Source organism: Kitasatospora sp. NPDC127035, assembly GCF_042726075.1.
Classification (GTDB): domain Bacteria; phylum Actinomycetota; class Actinomycetes; order Streptomycetales; family Streptomycetaceae; genus Kitasatospora.
In genome coordinates this window covers 48,229-62,269 of the sequence record NZ_JBHXDN010000023.1, presented here as the reverse complement: position 1 = coordinate 62,269, position 14,041 = coordinate 48,229, and the positions used below count along the sequence as shown (strand labels likewise).

At 74.0% G+C, this 14,041-nt stretch carries 12 protein-coding genes; all 12 read right to left on the bottom strand.

All coding sequences use genetic code 11. From position 1 onward, the window contains the following. Positions 1–10: 10 nt before the first annotated feature. The 12 genes from ACFWIC_RS18240 to ACFWIC_RS18185 all read right to left on the bottom strand — a co-directional run bounded on the left by ACFWIC_RS18240 (position 11) and on the right by ACFWIC_RS18185 (position 13,886). Positions 11–562 carry a hypothetical protein gene (locus tag ACFWIC_RS18240; protein WP_380519384.1) on the bottom strand — a complete coding sequence of 184 codons (552 nt, stop codon included), beginning with the start codon at positions 560–562 and terminating at the stop codon, positions 11–13. Between the two features lie 187 nt (positions 563–749). After that, positions 750–1,289, bottom strand: a complete 540-nt coding sequence (locus ACFWIC_RS18235; protein ID WP_329950065.1) for an NUDIX hydrolase — start codon at positions 1,287–1,289, stop codon at positions 750–752. Positions 1,290–1,355: 66 nt separating this feature from the next. Then, positions 1,356–1,997 (bottom strand): 4'-phosphopantetheinyl transferase superfamily protein, encoded by a 642-nt coding sequence (locus tag ACFWIC_RS18230; protein ID WP_329880909.1) that lies wholly within the window; start codon positions 1,995–1,997, stop codon positions 1,356–1,358. A gap of 45 nt (positions 1,998–2,042) precedes the next feature. Continuing rightward, a complete protein-coding gene (locus ACFWIC_RS18225) occupies positions 2,043–4,442 on the bottom strand; it encodes an arylsulfatase (RefSeq protein ID WP_380519383.1) in 2,400 nt (799 codons plus the stop codon). After that, positions 4,439–6,217, bottom strand: coding sequence for an ABC transporter ATP-binding protein (locus tag ACFWIC_RS18220; protein WP_380519382.1), 1,779 nt, complete (start codon positions 6,215–6,217; stop codon positions 4,439–4,441). The genes ACFWIC_RS18225 and ACFWIC_RS18220 overlap by 4 nt, the downstream gene beginning before the upstream one ends. Next, positions 6,214–7,086 carry an ABC transporter permease gene (locus ACFWIC_RS18215; RefSeq protein ID WP_329880915.1) on the bottom strand — a complete coding sequence of 291 codons (873 nt, stop codon included), beginning with the start codon at positions 7,084–7,086 and terminating at the stop codon, positions 6,214–6,216. The genes ACFWIC_RS18220 and ACFWIC_RS18215 overlap by 4 nt, the downstream gene beginning before the upstream one ends. A 3-nt stretch (positions 7,087–7,089) precedes the next feature. Further along, complete coding sequence (locus tag ACFWIC_RS18210) at positions 7,090–8,034, bottom strand: ABC transporter permease (RefSeq protein WP_329880916.1); 945 nt, start codon at positions 8,032–8,034, stop codon at positions 7,090–7,092. A 15-nt stretch (positions 8,035–8,049) separates the two neighbouring features. Continuing rightward, positions 8,050–9,636, bottom strand: coding sequence for an ABC transporter substrate-binding protein (locus tag ACFWIC_RS18205; RefSeq protein WP_380519380.1), 1,587 nt, complete (start codon positions 9,634–9,636; stop codon positions 8,050–8,052). Positions 9,637–9,754: 118 nt separating this feature from the next. Beyond that, entirely contained in the window at positions 9,755–11,002 is a 1,248-nt protein-coding gene (locus tag ACFWIC_RS18200) for an ROK family protein (RefSeq protein WP_329950070.1), read from the bottom strand. A gap of 83 nt (positions 11,003–11,085) precedes the next feature. Next, positions 11,086–12,051, bottom strand: coding sequence for a TauD/TfdA dioxygenase family protein (locus ACFWIC_RS18195; protein ID WP_380355729.1), 966 nt, complete (start codon positions 12,049–12,051; stop codon positions 11,086–11,088). Between the two features lie 640 nt (positions 12,052–12,691). Beyond that, positions 12,692–13,543 carry an alpha/beta fold hydrolase gene (locus ACFWIC_RS18190; RefSeq protein ID WP_380519379.1) on the bottom strand — a complete coding sequence of 284 codons (852 nt, stop codon included), beginning with the start codon at positions 13,541–13,543 and terminating at the stop codon, positions 12,692–12,694. 70 nt (positions 13,544–13,613) lie between these two features. Next, a complete protein-coding gene (locus tag ACFWIC_RS18185) occupies positions 13,614–13,886 on the bottom strand; it encodes a hypothetical protein (RefSeq protein WP_380519378.1) in 273 nt (90 codons plus the stop codon). Positions 13,887–14,041: the final 155 nt, after the last annotated feature.

Genomic DNA, 14,041 nt, shown 5'->3' with positions numbered 1-14,041 from the left:
CACGGTCCGGTCAGGTGCAGGGTGAGCACGTGCGGCTGCTGCAGCATGTCCTCTCCTCGTACTCCTCGGCGCCGGAGGAGACGCCGCCGTCGGCGGTGAGGGCGTCGAGCCACCACTTCTCCGGCGGGGCGAGTCCCTCCGGGCGCACCACGCCGAAGCCGAGCTCGGCGTAGACCGCCCACTGGTCGCCGTGGTGGCGGACGAGGCTCTCGGCGAGGCGGGCCGGCGAGACCCGTTCGGCGTGGACGCCGAACCGCGAAGGGCTGACCAGGGTGAGCACGGCCGCCGCCGCGGTGATCCCGTCCCCGTTGACCGCGGACAGGCTCAGCCCGCCGGACAGCACGACCTGGGAGTCCTTCCCGTCTCCGGGTGACCGGGATATTCGCACGAGGTATCTCTTCCAGGGACTGGCGAGTGTCTCGGGAGGATCCGGCACCAGCACGGTCTCCGCGCTGGTCAGGATCCCGTGGGCCAGCGGTTTGCCGAGCTCACCGCCGCCCCGTCGGGCAGGGTGCACGGTGACGGCGACCGCGGGCGCGTCGGTAGTTGGCTGTGTACTCATCGTAACGCCTCGACATCGGACGGGCCCGCCCTGGGGGTGCGGGCGACTACCTCCACAGTCGTCCCGTCCGTGTCCCGGGAGCATGAGCCCGAGGCCCCACCCGGGCCCCGGTTCGCTCGGCGGCCCGGGTGCGCCGGGTTGCTCCGGCGGAGTCGGCCGGAGCCGGCCGGAGCCGGCCGGCCCGGGGTCAGCGGGGGGTGGGGCGGGCGAGGAGTTGGAGGAGGCCGACGAGGGCGACGCCGGCGACGATCTCGCGACGGTCGATCATCCCCTGGACGCGGTCGAGCGGGATCCACTCGATCCGGTCCGCCTCGTGGGTGTCGACGGGCGGCCCGGTGCGGACGGCGCCGCGGGCGAGGAAGACGTGGTGCCGGGCGTTGCTCATCCCGCCGACGGGATGGGTGTAGCCGAGGGGCTCCACCGAGGCCGGCCGCCACCCGGTCTCCTCCTCGGCCTCCCGGACGGCGGCGGCCTCGGGGCTCTCGCCGGGCTCGACGATGCCGCAGGGGACCTCCCAGCCCCAGGCGTCCGTGGTGAACCGGTGGCGCCAGATCATCAGGACCTCGTCGCGCTCGTTCAGGACGACGGCTGCCGCGACCGGCGCCCACTTCACCAGGTGGTGCTCGTAGCGGGGCATCCCCTCCGGCTCGACGTCCACCAGGTCGAGTTCCACCCAGGGGCTGGAGTAGACGGTGCGGCTGCCATGGACGGTCCACTCGCTGCTCACGGGTACCTCTGTTCGGGACGGGACGGTCCGCGCCATCCTGCCAGAGGCGCCGGGGCGGGGCCCCGCCTACGCCTCCGGCAGGACGGTGATGGCGGTGGCGAGGAGGCCCCGGTCGACGCGCCAGCGGCCCGCGAGGGTGGGGAGCGGGGAGGGGACGAGGAGGGTGGCGTCGAAGGTGCCGTCGGGGCGGAGGGTGAGCTCGGCCTCGGAGAAGTCGAGGAAGCGGTGGGTGAGGGGGAACCAGGTCTTGTAGACCGACTCCTTGGCGCTGAACAGGATGCGGTCCCAGGGGACGTCGGGGTGGGCGGCGGTGAGGGCCGTGTTGCGGCGCTGCTCGGCGGGCAGGGCGATGGCGTCGAGGACGCCCTCGGGCAGCGGCAGGGCGGGTTCGGCGTCGATGCCGACGGAGACGACGTCACCGGCCCTGGCCACCGCGGCGGCGCGGAAGCCGGCGCAGTGGGTGAGGGAGCCGATGACGCCGTCGGGCCAGCTCGGCGCGCCGCGCAGGCCGGGGACCAGCGGGCGGTACGGGACGCCGAGCCGGCCGAGGGCCAGGCGGGCGCAGTGACGGACGGTGGTGAACTCGCGGCGGCGGGAGTCGACGGCGCGGGCGACGACCTCGGCCTCGGCCGGTTCGAGCCGGGCCTCGGCCGGGTCGTCGTAGGCCGTCTCGACGACGACGGACGCGGGCAGGAGTTCGCCGATCACTGGTCCCCCTCAAGAAGTTGCTGGCCGGACGAGGGTAACGCGGGGCTACTCGAAGGCGGCGGCCGCCTCCCGCAGTGCCCCGGCGACGGTCTCCGGGTCGTACGGGGCGGGCTCGCCGGGCAGGTAGGTGACGGCGCGCAGGCCCCCGCTGTACCGGAACGAGCGGTGGCGCTCGTACAGCGGCCAGGAGACGGGGGACTTGCGGTCGACGCCGACGCTGATGCCCTGGAACGGGGCCATGCCGATGAGCTGGTGGACCGGGCCGAGCCGGCCGGTCTCCACCCCGTCGACGAGGACGCGGAACTCCCACCTGAGGTCGGCGACGGCGGTGGCCTCGACGGTGACCAGCCGGGCGCCGGGGGCGAGCGGGCCGGCGTCGGCCTCGGTGAGGTCGCCGTACTGGTTGTAGGCGAGGCGCAGCCGGCCGTCCTCGACGTAGAGGCTGTAGCCGCCGCCCTGGTCGCCGTGGGAGACGAGCACGCCCTGGTCGTCGGGGCCGTGGCGGTCCAGCTCGACCTCGATCGCGAAGGAGCGGAAGGAGATCAGCCGGGAGGAGCGGTAGCGCTCCAGTTCGGGGGTGCCGGCGAGCAGTCGGACCGGGCGGCGGAGGCGGGCGTCGTCGGGGTGCCGCAGGGCGAGGGCGCCGCTGCCGTCGGCGAGCGGGAAGACGCCGTTGCGCCGGGCGGCGGTCTCCCAGGCGGCGGCGAGTTCCTTGACCACGTCCGGGTGGCGGTCGGCGACGTCGTGGATCTCGGTCGGGTCGGTGCGCAGGTCGTGGAGCGCCCACTCGCCGTCGTCGTAGGGGGTGCCGGGGCGGTGCAGGGTGACGAGCTTCCAGCCGTCGCGGTAGTAGCTGCGGTTGCCGGTCATCTCGCAGTACTGCTCGTGGTGGGTGGAGTCGGCGGCCGCCTCCCGCAGGACGGGGGCGAAGCTGATGCCGTCGAGGGACTGGACGGGACGGCCGGTGCGGTCCGACGGGCGTTCCACGCCGGCGAGTTCGAGCAGGGTGGGGAGGATGTCGGTGACGTACTGGTACTGCGGTCGGACGCCGCTGTCGCCGTCGGCGCGGGGCAGGCCGGCGGGCCAGGAGAGGACGAACGGGACGCGGACGCCGCCCGCGTGGGTCTGGCCCTTGTAGAGGCGGAACGGCGTGTTGGAGGCCATGCCCCAGCCGCGCGGGTAGTGGACCAGCGACTGCGGGCCGCCGATCAGGTCGATCTCGCGCCGGACGTCGGGGTTCCAGTCCGCCGGCAGGTTCGGGTGGTGGACGAAGCGGCTGAAGTAGCTGCGGGTGCCCTCGGCGCCGCCCTCGCCGGTGCCGCCGTTGTCGGAGGTGAACACCACGATGGTGTTGTCGAGTTCGCCGAGTTCGGCCAGGGTGCCGAGGAGTCGCCCGAGGTTCTGGTCGACGTTGTCGACCATCGCCGCGTACACCTCCATGTAGCGGGCGTACAACGTCTGCTGGACCTCGGTGAGTTCGTTCCACGGGCCGACCTCGTACCCGGCCTCGGAGTTGCGGTCGGGCAGTTCGGTGCCGGGCGGGAAGTGGCCGGCGGCGAGCTGGCGGGCGAACCGGGCGGTGCGCAGCTCGTCCCAGCCCTCGTCGTAGCGGCCCCGGTGCCGGGCGAGGTCCTCGGGCTTGGCCTGGAGCGGGCCGTGCACGGCGTTGTGGGCGAGGTAGAGGAAGAACGGCTTGTCGGCGTCGTGGGCGCGCAGCGAGGTGACCATGGAGATGGCCCGGTCGGTGATGTCGTCGGTGTAGTAGTAGCCTTCCGGCAGCTCGTCGATGTCCAACGGGCTGTTGTCGCGGACGAGTTGGTGCGGGTGGAAGAGGCTGGTGAGCCCTTCGAGGACGCCGTAGTACTGGTCGAAGCCCTTCTGAAGCGGCCAGTTGGCGCGGTTGTCGGCGGCGTTGGAGGCGGAGTCCCGGGTGAGGTGCCACTTGCCGACGGCGTAGGTGGCGTAGCCGGCGTCGTGCAGCAGTTCGGCGAGGGTGGGGATGTCGCCGGCCACCTCCATGCCGTAGCCGGGGAAGCCGGGGTCGGCGTTGGCGACGAAGGAGTAGCCGACCCGGTGCGGGTTGAGGCCCGTGAGCAGGGCGGCGCGGGCGGGCGAGCAGAGCGGCATGGTGTGGTAGTTGGCCAGCTTGACGCCGCTCTCGGCCAGGGCGTCCAGGGTGGGGGTGGGGATCTCGGCGCCGAACGGGCCGATGTCGCTGTAGCCCATGTCGTCGACGAGGACGACGACGATGTTGGGCGCGCCCTCGCGGGGGCGGACCCGGTCGGGCCAGGCGGCGGTGGACTCGCGGAAGGTGCGGCCGACGGTGCCGGGGAAGCCCGCGTACGGGTCCCGGTGGTGGGGGTCGGCGGCGTCGGGGCCCGTGGCGTCCGCGGTGTCCGTCGTGTCTGTGGTGTCCGCGGGTCGGTGGTCGGACGTGCTGCTCATGCGGTGCTCCGGGCGGTGAGGGGGGCCGGCGCCGCCAGCTGCGGTACGGCGGAGAGGAGTTCGGTGGTGTAGGGGTGCTGCGGCGCGGTGACGACGCGGTCGGCCGGTCCGGTCTCGACGATCCGGCCCCGGTGCATCACGGCGATCCGGTGGCTCACCTGGCGGACCACGGCGAGGTCGTGGGCGATGAAGAGGATGGCGAGGCCGAGTTCGCGCTGGAGCCGGGCGAGCAGCTCGATCACCTGGGCCTGGACCGAGACGTCCAGCGCGGAGACCGGTTCGTCGCAGATCAGCACGCTGGGTTCGGGGGCCAACGCCCGCGCGATGCCGATGCGTTGACGCTGCCCTCCGGAGAAGGCGCGCGGGTGGCGGTCGGCGGTGGCCGGGTCGAGGCCGACCTGCTCCAGCAGTTCGGTCACCCGCTTCTCGCGCGCGGCCCGGTCGCCGTAGCTGTGGGCGATCAGCGGTTCGGCGACGATCTGCCCGGCGGTCATCCGCGGGTTGAGCGACGCGTACGGGTCCTGGAACACCATCTGGAGTTCACGCCTGGCGGCCCGCTCGCCGCCGCGCCCGAACTCCTGGCCCCGGAACCGGATCTCGCCCCCGCTCGGCGCGTGCACCTGGACCAGGGCGCGGGCCAGCGTGGACTTGCCGGAGCCGGACTCGCCGACCAGGCCGAGGGTCTCGCCGGGGTGCAGCACCAGGTCCACGCCGTCCAGGGCGGTGACGGCGCGCCTGCGGGAGCCGTACGTCTTGCGCAGGCCGCTGACGGCGAGGAGCGGCTCGGCGCCGGGGGTGCTGTTGGCGGCGGCCCCGGAGGGCGCGTCGAGCCTCGGGACGGCGGCCAGCAGCTGCTTGGTGTACGGGTGTTGCGGTGCGCCCAGGACGTCGGACGTCTCCCCGGACTCCACCACCCGGCCGTGCCGCATCACCAGCAGCCGGCGGCAGGTCTGGGCGATGACCCCGAGGTCGTGGCTGATCACCACCAGCGCGGTGCCGGTCTCCCGGTTGATCCGGGTGAGCAGGCGGAGGATCTGCTGCTGGACGGTCGGGTCGAGTGCGGTGGTGGGCTCGTCGGCGACCAGGACCTCGGCGTCGTTGGCGAGCGCGAGGGCGATCATGATGCGCTGGCGCTGGCCGCCGGAGAACTGGTGCGGGTGGTCGCGCAGTCGGTCGGCGGCACCGGGGATGCCGACCAGGTCCAGCAACTCGACTGCCCGGGTGGATCGTTCGGCCCGGCCTGCGGTGCCGTGGGCGCGCAGTGCCTCGTCGAGCTGGCGGCCGACGGTGAGTACCGGGTTGAGCGAGGACATCGGGTCCTGGAAGATCATCGCGATCCGCCGGCCGCGCAGCGCGCGCAGGGCCGGTTCGGGCAGGGCGGCGAGGTCCTGCCCGGCCAGCTCGACCGAGCCGCCGGTGATCCGGCCGCCGGCCGGCAGCATCCGCAGCAGTGCCAGCGCGGTGGTGGACTTGCCGGAGCCGGACTCGCCGACCAGGCCGAGGGTGTCCCCGGCGGCCAGCTCGAAGCCGACCCCGTCGACGGCGGTCACCGCGCCGGCGGTTCCGGCGCCGGGGCCGGGGCCGAAGGTGACCGTCAGGTCGCGGACCCGGAGGACGGTGCGGGCGGCGGAAGCGGGGGAACCGGCGGTGGTTCCGGCGGCTCCGGTGCTCCCGGTGGCGTCGGTGGCGTCGGTGGCGTCGGTGGGCCCCGCGTCGCCCGGGTGGGCGTCGGTGGCGCCGGGCACGACGCGGGTGTCCCGGACAGGGCTGCTCATCGGCGGATCCCCCGGTTCAGGGCCTCGGCGATCAGCGTGAAGCCGAGCACCAGCGCGGTGGTGGCGGCCAGCGGGGCCGCCGCGAAGGTCGGATGGGTGGAGAGGTAGCCGACGGACTGGCTGAGGATGGAGCCGAGGGTCGGCTCCGGCGGGCGGACGCCGAGCCCGAGGAAGCTCATCGCACCCTCGATGAAGACGCCGATGGAGAGGGCGACGGCGGTCTGCACGATCAGCGGGTCGACCGCGTTGGGCACGACGTGCCGCAGCAGCACCCGCCGCCGGGTGGCGCCGCCGACCCGCGCGGCGAGCGCGTACTCGCGCTCCCGCTGGACCAGGATGCCGGAGCGCAGCTGCCGCCCGAAGCCGGGGATCTCGGCGAGCGCGATGACGATGAACACCGGCCAGCGGCCCGGCCCGAGCACGGCGGTGACGGCGAGCGCCAGGATGATGCCGGGGAAGGCGAGCACCAGGTCGAAGGAGCGCTGGACGGCGACGTCCGCCCACCGGTGGGAGGCGGCGAGCAGGGCGAGCGAGCAGCCCAGCAGCGCGCCGACCGGGACGGCGCCGAAGGTCAGCGCCAGGTCGGTGGTGATGCCGTGCAGGACCCGGCTGAAGAGGTCCCGTCCCAGGTCGTCGGTGCCGAACGGGTGCTCGGCGCTCGGCCCGGCGAGGGCGAGGGCGCTCTGCGCGTTCGGGTCGAGGTCGGTGAGCAGCGGGGCGAGCAGGCCGGCGAGGGCGACCACGCCGACCAGGGCGAGGCCGGTCAGGCCGCGTCCGGTGAGCAGCCCGGCGAGGTAGCGGTTGCGGCGCCGCGCCGGCGGTGGGGCCGGGGCGGTCGGTGACGGGGCGGGGGCGGTCAGGGCGGTCATCGGTTACTCCCACCGGATCCGGGGGTCCAGCCAGGCGTACGCCAGGTCGGTGAGCAGCTGGACGGCGACGTAGACGGCGACGATCAGCAGCAGGAGGTCCTGCACGACGGGGTAGTCGCGGCGGATGACGCCCTGCTCGATCAGCTGGCCGAGTCCGGGCCAGGCGAAGATCCGCTCCACCAGCACCGCGCCGGCGACGAGGTGGCCGACCTGGAGGCCGAGCACGGTGACGGCGGAGGGCAGCGCGTTGGGCAGGGCGTGCAGCCAGACGATGCGGCGCCGGGAGACGCCGACGGCGGTGGCGGTGCGGACGTAGTCCTCGGCGAGGGCCCGTTCGATGCCGTCCTTGAGGTAGCGGGCGAGGACGGCGGCGCTCGGCAGCGCGAGGCAGACGGCCGGCATCAGCAGGTACTGGAGGGCGAGGTCGGGGGCGTCGAGGAACGACTCGTGGCCGCCGGCGGGCAGCAGGCCGAGGGTGACCGCGAACAGCAGCACCAGCAGCACGCCGGTGACGAACGGCGGGACGGCCAGGACGGCGGTGGTGAAGGCGTGGACGGCGGCGGCGACCGGCCGGCGGCGGGCGGTGGCGCCCAGGACACCCAGCGGCAGGGCCAGCAGGACGACCAGGAGGAGGGCGCCGAGGGTGAGTTGGACGGTGGCGGCGATGCCGTTGCCGATCAGGTCGGAGACCTGGCCGCCGATCGCGTAGCTGGGCCCGAGATCGCCGCTCAGCAGGTTGCCGATCCAGGTCAGGTACTGGCCGACGAGCGGTTCGTCCAGGCCGAGTTGGGCGCGGATGGCGGCGACGGCCTGGGGTCCGGCGTCCGGTCCGGCCAGGGTGGTGGCCGGGTCGCCGGGGATGAGGCGGAGGATGAGGAAGACGAGGAAGGAGGCGAGGAGCAGGACGAGCAGCCCGGAGGGCAGCCGCTTGAGGAGGAAGGTTCGCATCGGTCGGGCCGTCCGTCAGGCCGTCAGGTAGGCGTCGTCGAGGTTGAGGTAGCCGAACTTGTTGAGGGTGGCGCCGCGCACCTTGCTGCCGGCGACCTCGGTCAGGCCGGCGATGGCGAGGTCGATCACGAACTGCTCGTCCAGCAGGACGTCGGTGATCTGCTGGTAGAGCGCCTTGGCCTCGGGGCTGTCGCTGTCGGGCCGCTTCCACGCCTTCTGCACGATCTCGGTGTAGGCGGGGGAGGAGAAGTGCGAGCTGTTCTTGGCCTCGTTGAACGGGTAGGCGCTGACCGCCAGGGTGGCGGGGTGGAGCTGGGCGAAGCCGTGGCTCAGCGTCCAGAGGGCGGGCATGGTCTGCGAGATGAGCTGCTTCTGCATGGTCGGCGAGTCGGTGGGCTGCAGCACGGTCTCGATGCCGACCTGCTTGAGGTCGTACTGCAGGATCTGCGCGATGGCCGTGTTGCCGGGGTCGTTGGAGTGCGCGAAGGGCAGGGTGATGCCCGTCAGGCCGGCCTCCTTGAGCAACTGGCGTGCCTTTTCCGGGTCGTGGCGGTAGCGGCCGGCGGAGGCCTCGCTGTACGCGGGGGAGGACTTGGGCCAGGGGGTGGAGGACACGGTGCCGTAGCCGCCGAGCGCCTGCTGGACCAGCCGGTCGCGGTCGACGGCCCAGGCGATGGCCTGGCGGACCCGCTTGTCGGAGACGTGCTCACCGGTCACGTTGGCGCCGATGTAGTAGGCGCCGGCGCCGGTGTCGTACGAGGTGATCCGGAACTGCGGGTCGGTCTTGAGGGTGGCGACGTCCTTGCCGCGGATGCTGTAGGAGAGGTGCGTCTGGCCGGTCTTGAGGGAGGAGAGCAGCGACTCGGCCTGCGGGACGATCCTGATCTCGACGCCGTCGAGGTAGGGACGGCCCGGGTTCCAGTACTTCTCGTTGCGGGCGAAGGTGATCGAGCTGCCCGGCTTGCGGTCGGTGAAGGTGTACGGGCCGGTGCCGATCAGCTTCGTCCCGGCGAAGGCCTCCTCGACGCTGGCCGAGTCCGGGATGATCATGAACTCGAAGAGGTCGAAGATGTTGCTCACCGGGTGCGCGAGGGTGAGGGTGAGCTCGAAGTCGCCGTTCTTGCGGAAGTCGGTGACGGCGGCGGCGGTGGAGCGCAGCTGGGCCGAACGGACCGGGTTCTGGAGGTTCTTGACCGCGAAGACCACGTCGTCGGCGGTGAACCTGCGGCCGCTGTGGAAGAGCACGTCGTCGCGCAGCTTCAGCGTGACGGCGGTGCCGTCCGGGGAGACCTGCCAGGAGGTGGCCAGCTCGGGCTGCGGCTGGAGCCGGTCGTCGTACCTGGTCAGGGTGTTGAAGACCAGGCGCTGGACGAGGGTGTTGGCGCTCTGGGCGAAGAGCAGGGCCGGGGTGAAGTCGACACCGGCGCCGACCGTGAGGACGCCGCCCCGGCGAGGGCTCGCCGCGTCGCCCGCGGGGGCGGTGGCGGTGTCGGCCGCCGAACGGCAGGCGGCGAGCGTCAGCAGGCCGGCGCCGGCCAGGCCGCCACGGAGCAGGGTCCGGCGGGAGAGCCCGGAGGCGGACGGAGCGGGGAAGACGGGCATGGGCGGAAGTCCTTTGCGGTGAAGAAGGGTCGGCGGGCGACGGTCGGCGGGCGGGGCGGTGGGCGACGGGGTGTGGTCGGCGGGCGACGGTCGGGGGGCGGTGCGGGCCCGCCGGCGGTCAGCCGAGCCGGACCGGGACGGCCGGCGGGGCCTCGGCCGCCGCCGCCATGGCGTGCAGCGGCCGGGCGTAGAGGCCGGCGAGCGCCGCCGCCCCCGCCGCCACGGCCAGCACGTCGGCCCCGCGCTGCTGGGCGATCAGCAGGTCGGCGTCCCGGCGAAGGTGCGAGCGGAGCGCGAACTCCTCCCGCACCACGTCCAGGTAGGCCTTGTCCAGCAGGGCGAAGGTCTCGGTCAGGACCAGCAGGTCCGGATTGACCACGTCGGCGAGCAGTGCCAGCGCGCGTCCGACGGTCGCGGCCCGGCGCCGGACCAGCTTGTCGGCGCGCGGGTCGCCCGCCAGTACGGCGGCGGTGAACTCGGTGCGGTCCGGTGTGCGGGTGATGCCTTCGGCGGCCGCCGCCTCGAAGAGCGTGGTGTCCGAGGCGGCGACCGCCAGACAGCCGGTGCGGCCGCAGTGGCAGAGCTCGTCGCTGTCCGCCACGGGGAGGTGGGCGACGTCCCCGGTCGGGGACTGCGGTCCGACGTGCACGGTGCCGGCCACCGCGAGCGCGGCGTCCACCACGTGGCCGACGAACAGGTGCACCATGGAGCGGCGGGCCGCGGGGTGCCCGAACAGGATTTCCGCCTGGGCCAGCGCCCGGGCGTGGTTGTCCACCTGGACGGGCAGGCCGGAGGCCTTCGCCAGCAGCTCGCCGAGCGGCAGGTCCCGCCAGCCGAGGGGTTCGTGACGCACCATCACTCCGCGTTCCCGGTCCACCGCGCCGCCGGTCACCGCGCCCAGGCCGACCGGCGTCCGGCCGTCCGGCACGGCGGCCAGCAGCCGGGGCAGCCGCTCCAGCAGCGGCCGGAGCACCGCGTGGCCGGTGCGGCCCCGGTTGCTCAACTCCTGGCGGTACAGCACGTTTCCGCGCAGGTCGAGGAAGGCGAAGGTGGTGTACGGAACACCGATGTGCAGGCCGGCGACGGCGAGCCGGCCGGTGTCGACGTCCACCGGGAGCTGCGGGCGGCCCACCGTCCCGGCGCCGCCGCCCGCCAGTTCGGGCCGCTCGCGGAGCAGCCCGAACCGGGAGAGGTCGACCACCTGCCGGGACACCGCGGCCGGGCTGAGTCCGGTGAGCGCGGCGACCCGGCTGCGGGCGACCGGACCGTGGTCCAGCACCGCCCGCAGCACGGCCGCGGCGTTGACGTCCCGCCGCTCGTCCCCGGTGCGGGGCTTCTCGGCCGGGGGCGGGGATGCGGTGAACATCGGCGGTCCTTCGGGGCGTCGGGGCGATGGGTGCCGGGGCGTCGGGGCGATGTGGCGATGGGTGCCGGGGCGGGCCGGCGGGGTCAGCCGCGGGCTGCGGCCTCCAGTTCCTCGGCCGGCACCAGACCGGCCACCTTCGGCGGGTCGGCGGGCTCCAGCAGCCGGCTCGGCACCCCGTCGACGCCGACCGGCAGGTCGCCGTCCAGAGTGATCCGGCGGACCAGGCGCGGCTCGTCGCCGTAGTCGTTGACCGCGTAGTGCTGGGTGGCCCGGTTGTCCCAGATGACGACGTCGCCGACCTGCCAGTCCCAGCGGACGGTGTTCTCCAGGCGCTCCACGTACCGCTGGAAGAGCGTGATCAGGGCCCGGCTGTCGGCGCCCGAGACGCCCTGGATCCGCTGCGCGAACGCGCCCAGGAGCAGGCTCTTCTCACCGGTCACCGGGTGCACCCGGACCAGCGGGTGCTCGGTCTTGAACGCGGTCGAGACGAACACCTGACGGAACAGGTTGGCGATCTCGGCGTTGTCCGCCAGCTCCGGGCGGAGGGCCAGGCTGGCCGCGTAGTCGTAGTCGTTGGTGTGGACGGCGCGCAGCGACTCGGCCAGCACCTTCAGCGGCTCCGGCAGGTCCTCGTACGCGGCGACCGTGTTGGCCCACACGGTCGATCCGCCGGCCGGCGGGAGCTCCAGGGAGCGCAGGATCGACGCCTTCGGGTAGGACGGGACGAAGGTGACGTCGGTGTGCCAGTTGTTGGCGCGCACGCCCTTGGTGGCGTCCAGCTCGAAGATGTAGCGGCCGTCCGCGCTGGGGACGGTCGGGTGGCCGACCGGGTGGCCCAGCAGGCGGGCGAACGCCTCGTGCTCGGCGTCGTCCAGGTGCTGCTGGCCGCGGAAGAACAGGACCTTGTGCGTGTGGAGCGCGGCCTCAATGGCGGCGACGGTCCCGGTGGGCAGGTCGCCGCCGAGGCGGACGTCGTTCACGATCGCACCGATCCGGCCGGCGGCCGGGGTGAGGTCGAGCTCGGTGATCTGGTTCTGGGCAACACTCATGACGGTTCCTCAGCTCTCGTGGGGAGGCGGGGTGGAGGGGAGTGGGAGGCCGCTTCGACGGCGTGCCGCGGTGCGCCGGGGCGTGGCGGCGGCAGGGCCGGTCGCGGGCAGGCGGAACGGGAAGCGGGTGACGTGGGTGCGGCGGTGTGCGGGCCGGTCGCGGCCGGACGGGCACAGCGGGGCGGCGCGCCACCCCGGGTGCGGGTGCGGGTCCGGGTGCGGGTGCGCCGGTCCGGGGACGCGGTCGGCGCGGCCCGGACGGGTGTCAGCGGGCGAGCGCTCCGCGACAACAGCGGCGGCGACACGGGCCCCGGCGAACGGGGCCGTGCTCGGCACGGTCAACGGTGCTCATCGGCCCTCCTTCCGGGCGTTTCGAGTGGCTCGGCGCTCATGGTGCTGAAGGCGCGGCCTCCCTGTCAATCGTCCGTTCTGCCTGGTGGACAGGGGTATTGCGGCGCTGTGGCGCGGTGTTGCGGCCGATGTCGGGGTGATGTCGGGGGTGCGACGGCGGAGTGTTCCCGCCTGTCGGGGGAGTATCGGGATTACTAACTTTCGCAGCGGAAGAAACCCCGGAGGAGGCCCGCACGCATGCGAAAGGCCCGCCCGGAGCAGCTCCGGACGGGCCTTTCGTCGCCCCGTGTCACGTCAGGAAGCCCGCGACCTCGGCCGTGAACAGTTCGGCGTCGTCGAGCCACGGGTAGTGCCCGGCCTTCGGCTGCACGGCGAACCCGGCGTCCGGGAAGAGCGCGGCCAGCTCGGCCGCCGCCTTCGGGGGAGCGCTGACGTCCACTTCGCCGGCGAGCACCAGGACGCGCGCCGCGCAGGCGGCGAGCCCGGCCAGGGTGGCCGGCGGGTCGAAGGCGCCCTCGGAGCCGAAGACGCCGGCCGCCTCGCTGTTGCGTCGATCGCCCTCGGCCGCCGCCCGGGCCCGGGCCTGGTCGTCCCAACGCCCGTACGTGAACGGGGTGATGGCCGGCCAGTCGGCCGGTCCGCCGCGCCCGGAGATGATCGCATCCAGCGCCGCGTACGCCTCGGCGAACCACGGCTCGCCCCGGCGGAGCCGGGCGGTCTCGCGCCGGGTCTCCCCGTCGATCGTCACGCCGAGGGCCATCACGGAGGGCGTGATCAGCGCGAGCCGCGCCACCCGCTCGGGGTGGCGCTCCGCGTACCGGACGGCGAGGTTGACGCCGGCCGAGTGGCCGAGCAGGTCGAGCCGGTCGAGCCCGAGGTGGACGCGGAGCGCCTCGACGTCGTCGACCAGGCGGTCGCAGCGGTAGGTGGCGGTGTCGGCGGGTACGGCGGAGTCGCCGGTGCCCCGCAGGTCGAGGACGACCAGGCGGCGGCCGGTGCGGGCGGCCAGCCCGCCGAGGTCGCCGAGGTAGCGGGAGTCCTGCATGGGCCCGCCGGGCAGGCAGACGACGGGGTCGCCGTCGCCGTCGCCCTCGACGCGGTAGGCGAGGAGGGTGCCGTCGGGTGCGGAGAAGGTGTGCATGACAGTGATCTTGTCAAGCCGTCCTCCCGCTGTACACCGGGTTCCCGCCGGTGCGGGGGAGCCGGCCCCGTCAGGCGCCGAGCAGGCGGGCGAAGTCGAGCCCGAGGCTGCCGAGCACGGGCAGTGCGCCGAGGTCGGTGACGGCGCCGACGGGGATGCTGTAGCCCTGGTTGACCTCCCGGTGCGCAGGCGCAGGGGCAGGCGCGTTCGCGGGCGCGTTCACCGGCACCGGCACTCGCACCGGCGCGGCGGCGGCCTGGCCGGCGGCCGTCCCGAGGAGCGCGGCGGCGCCGAGCAGCACGGTCAGGACGGTGGGGAGGGCGGTGGGGAGAGCGGTGCGCACGGGGGGCCTCCGAGGACGCGTGGACGGTGCCGGGTCAACGAGCCGGGGGACCGTGCGGTCACGTATCGTCCCCCCTTCGGCCGCGCTGGTAAAGCTCGCTGACTTGTGTTCATGACAACACGTCAGATGTCTGTACCGGTCATGCCGGGCCTGCC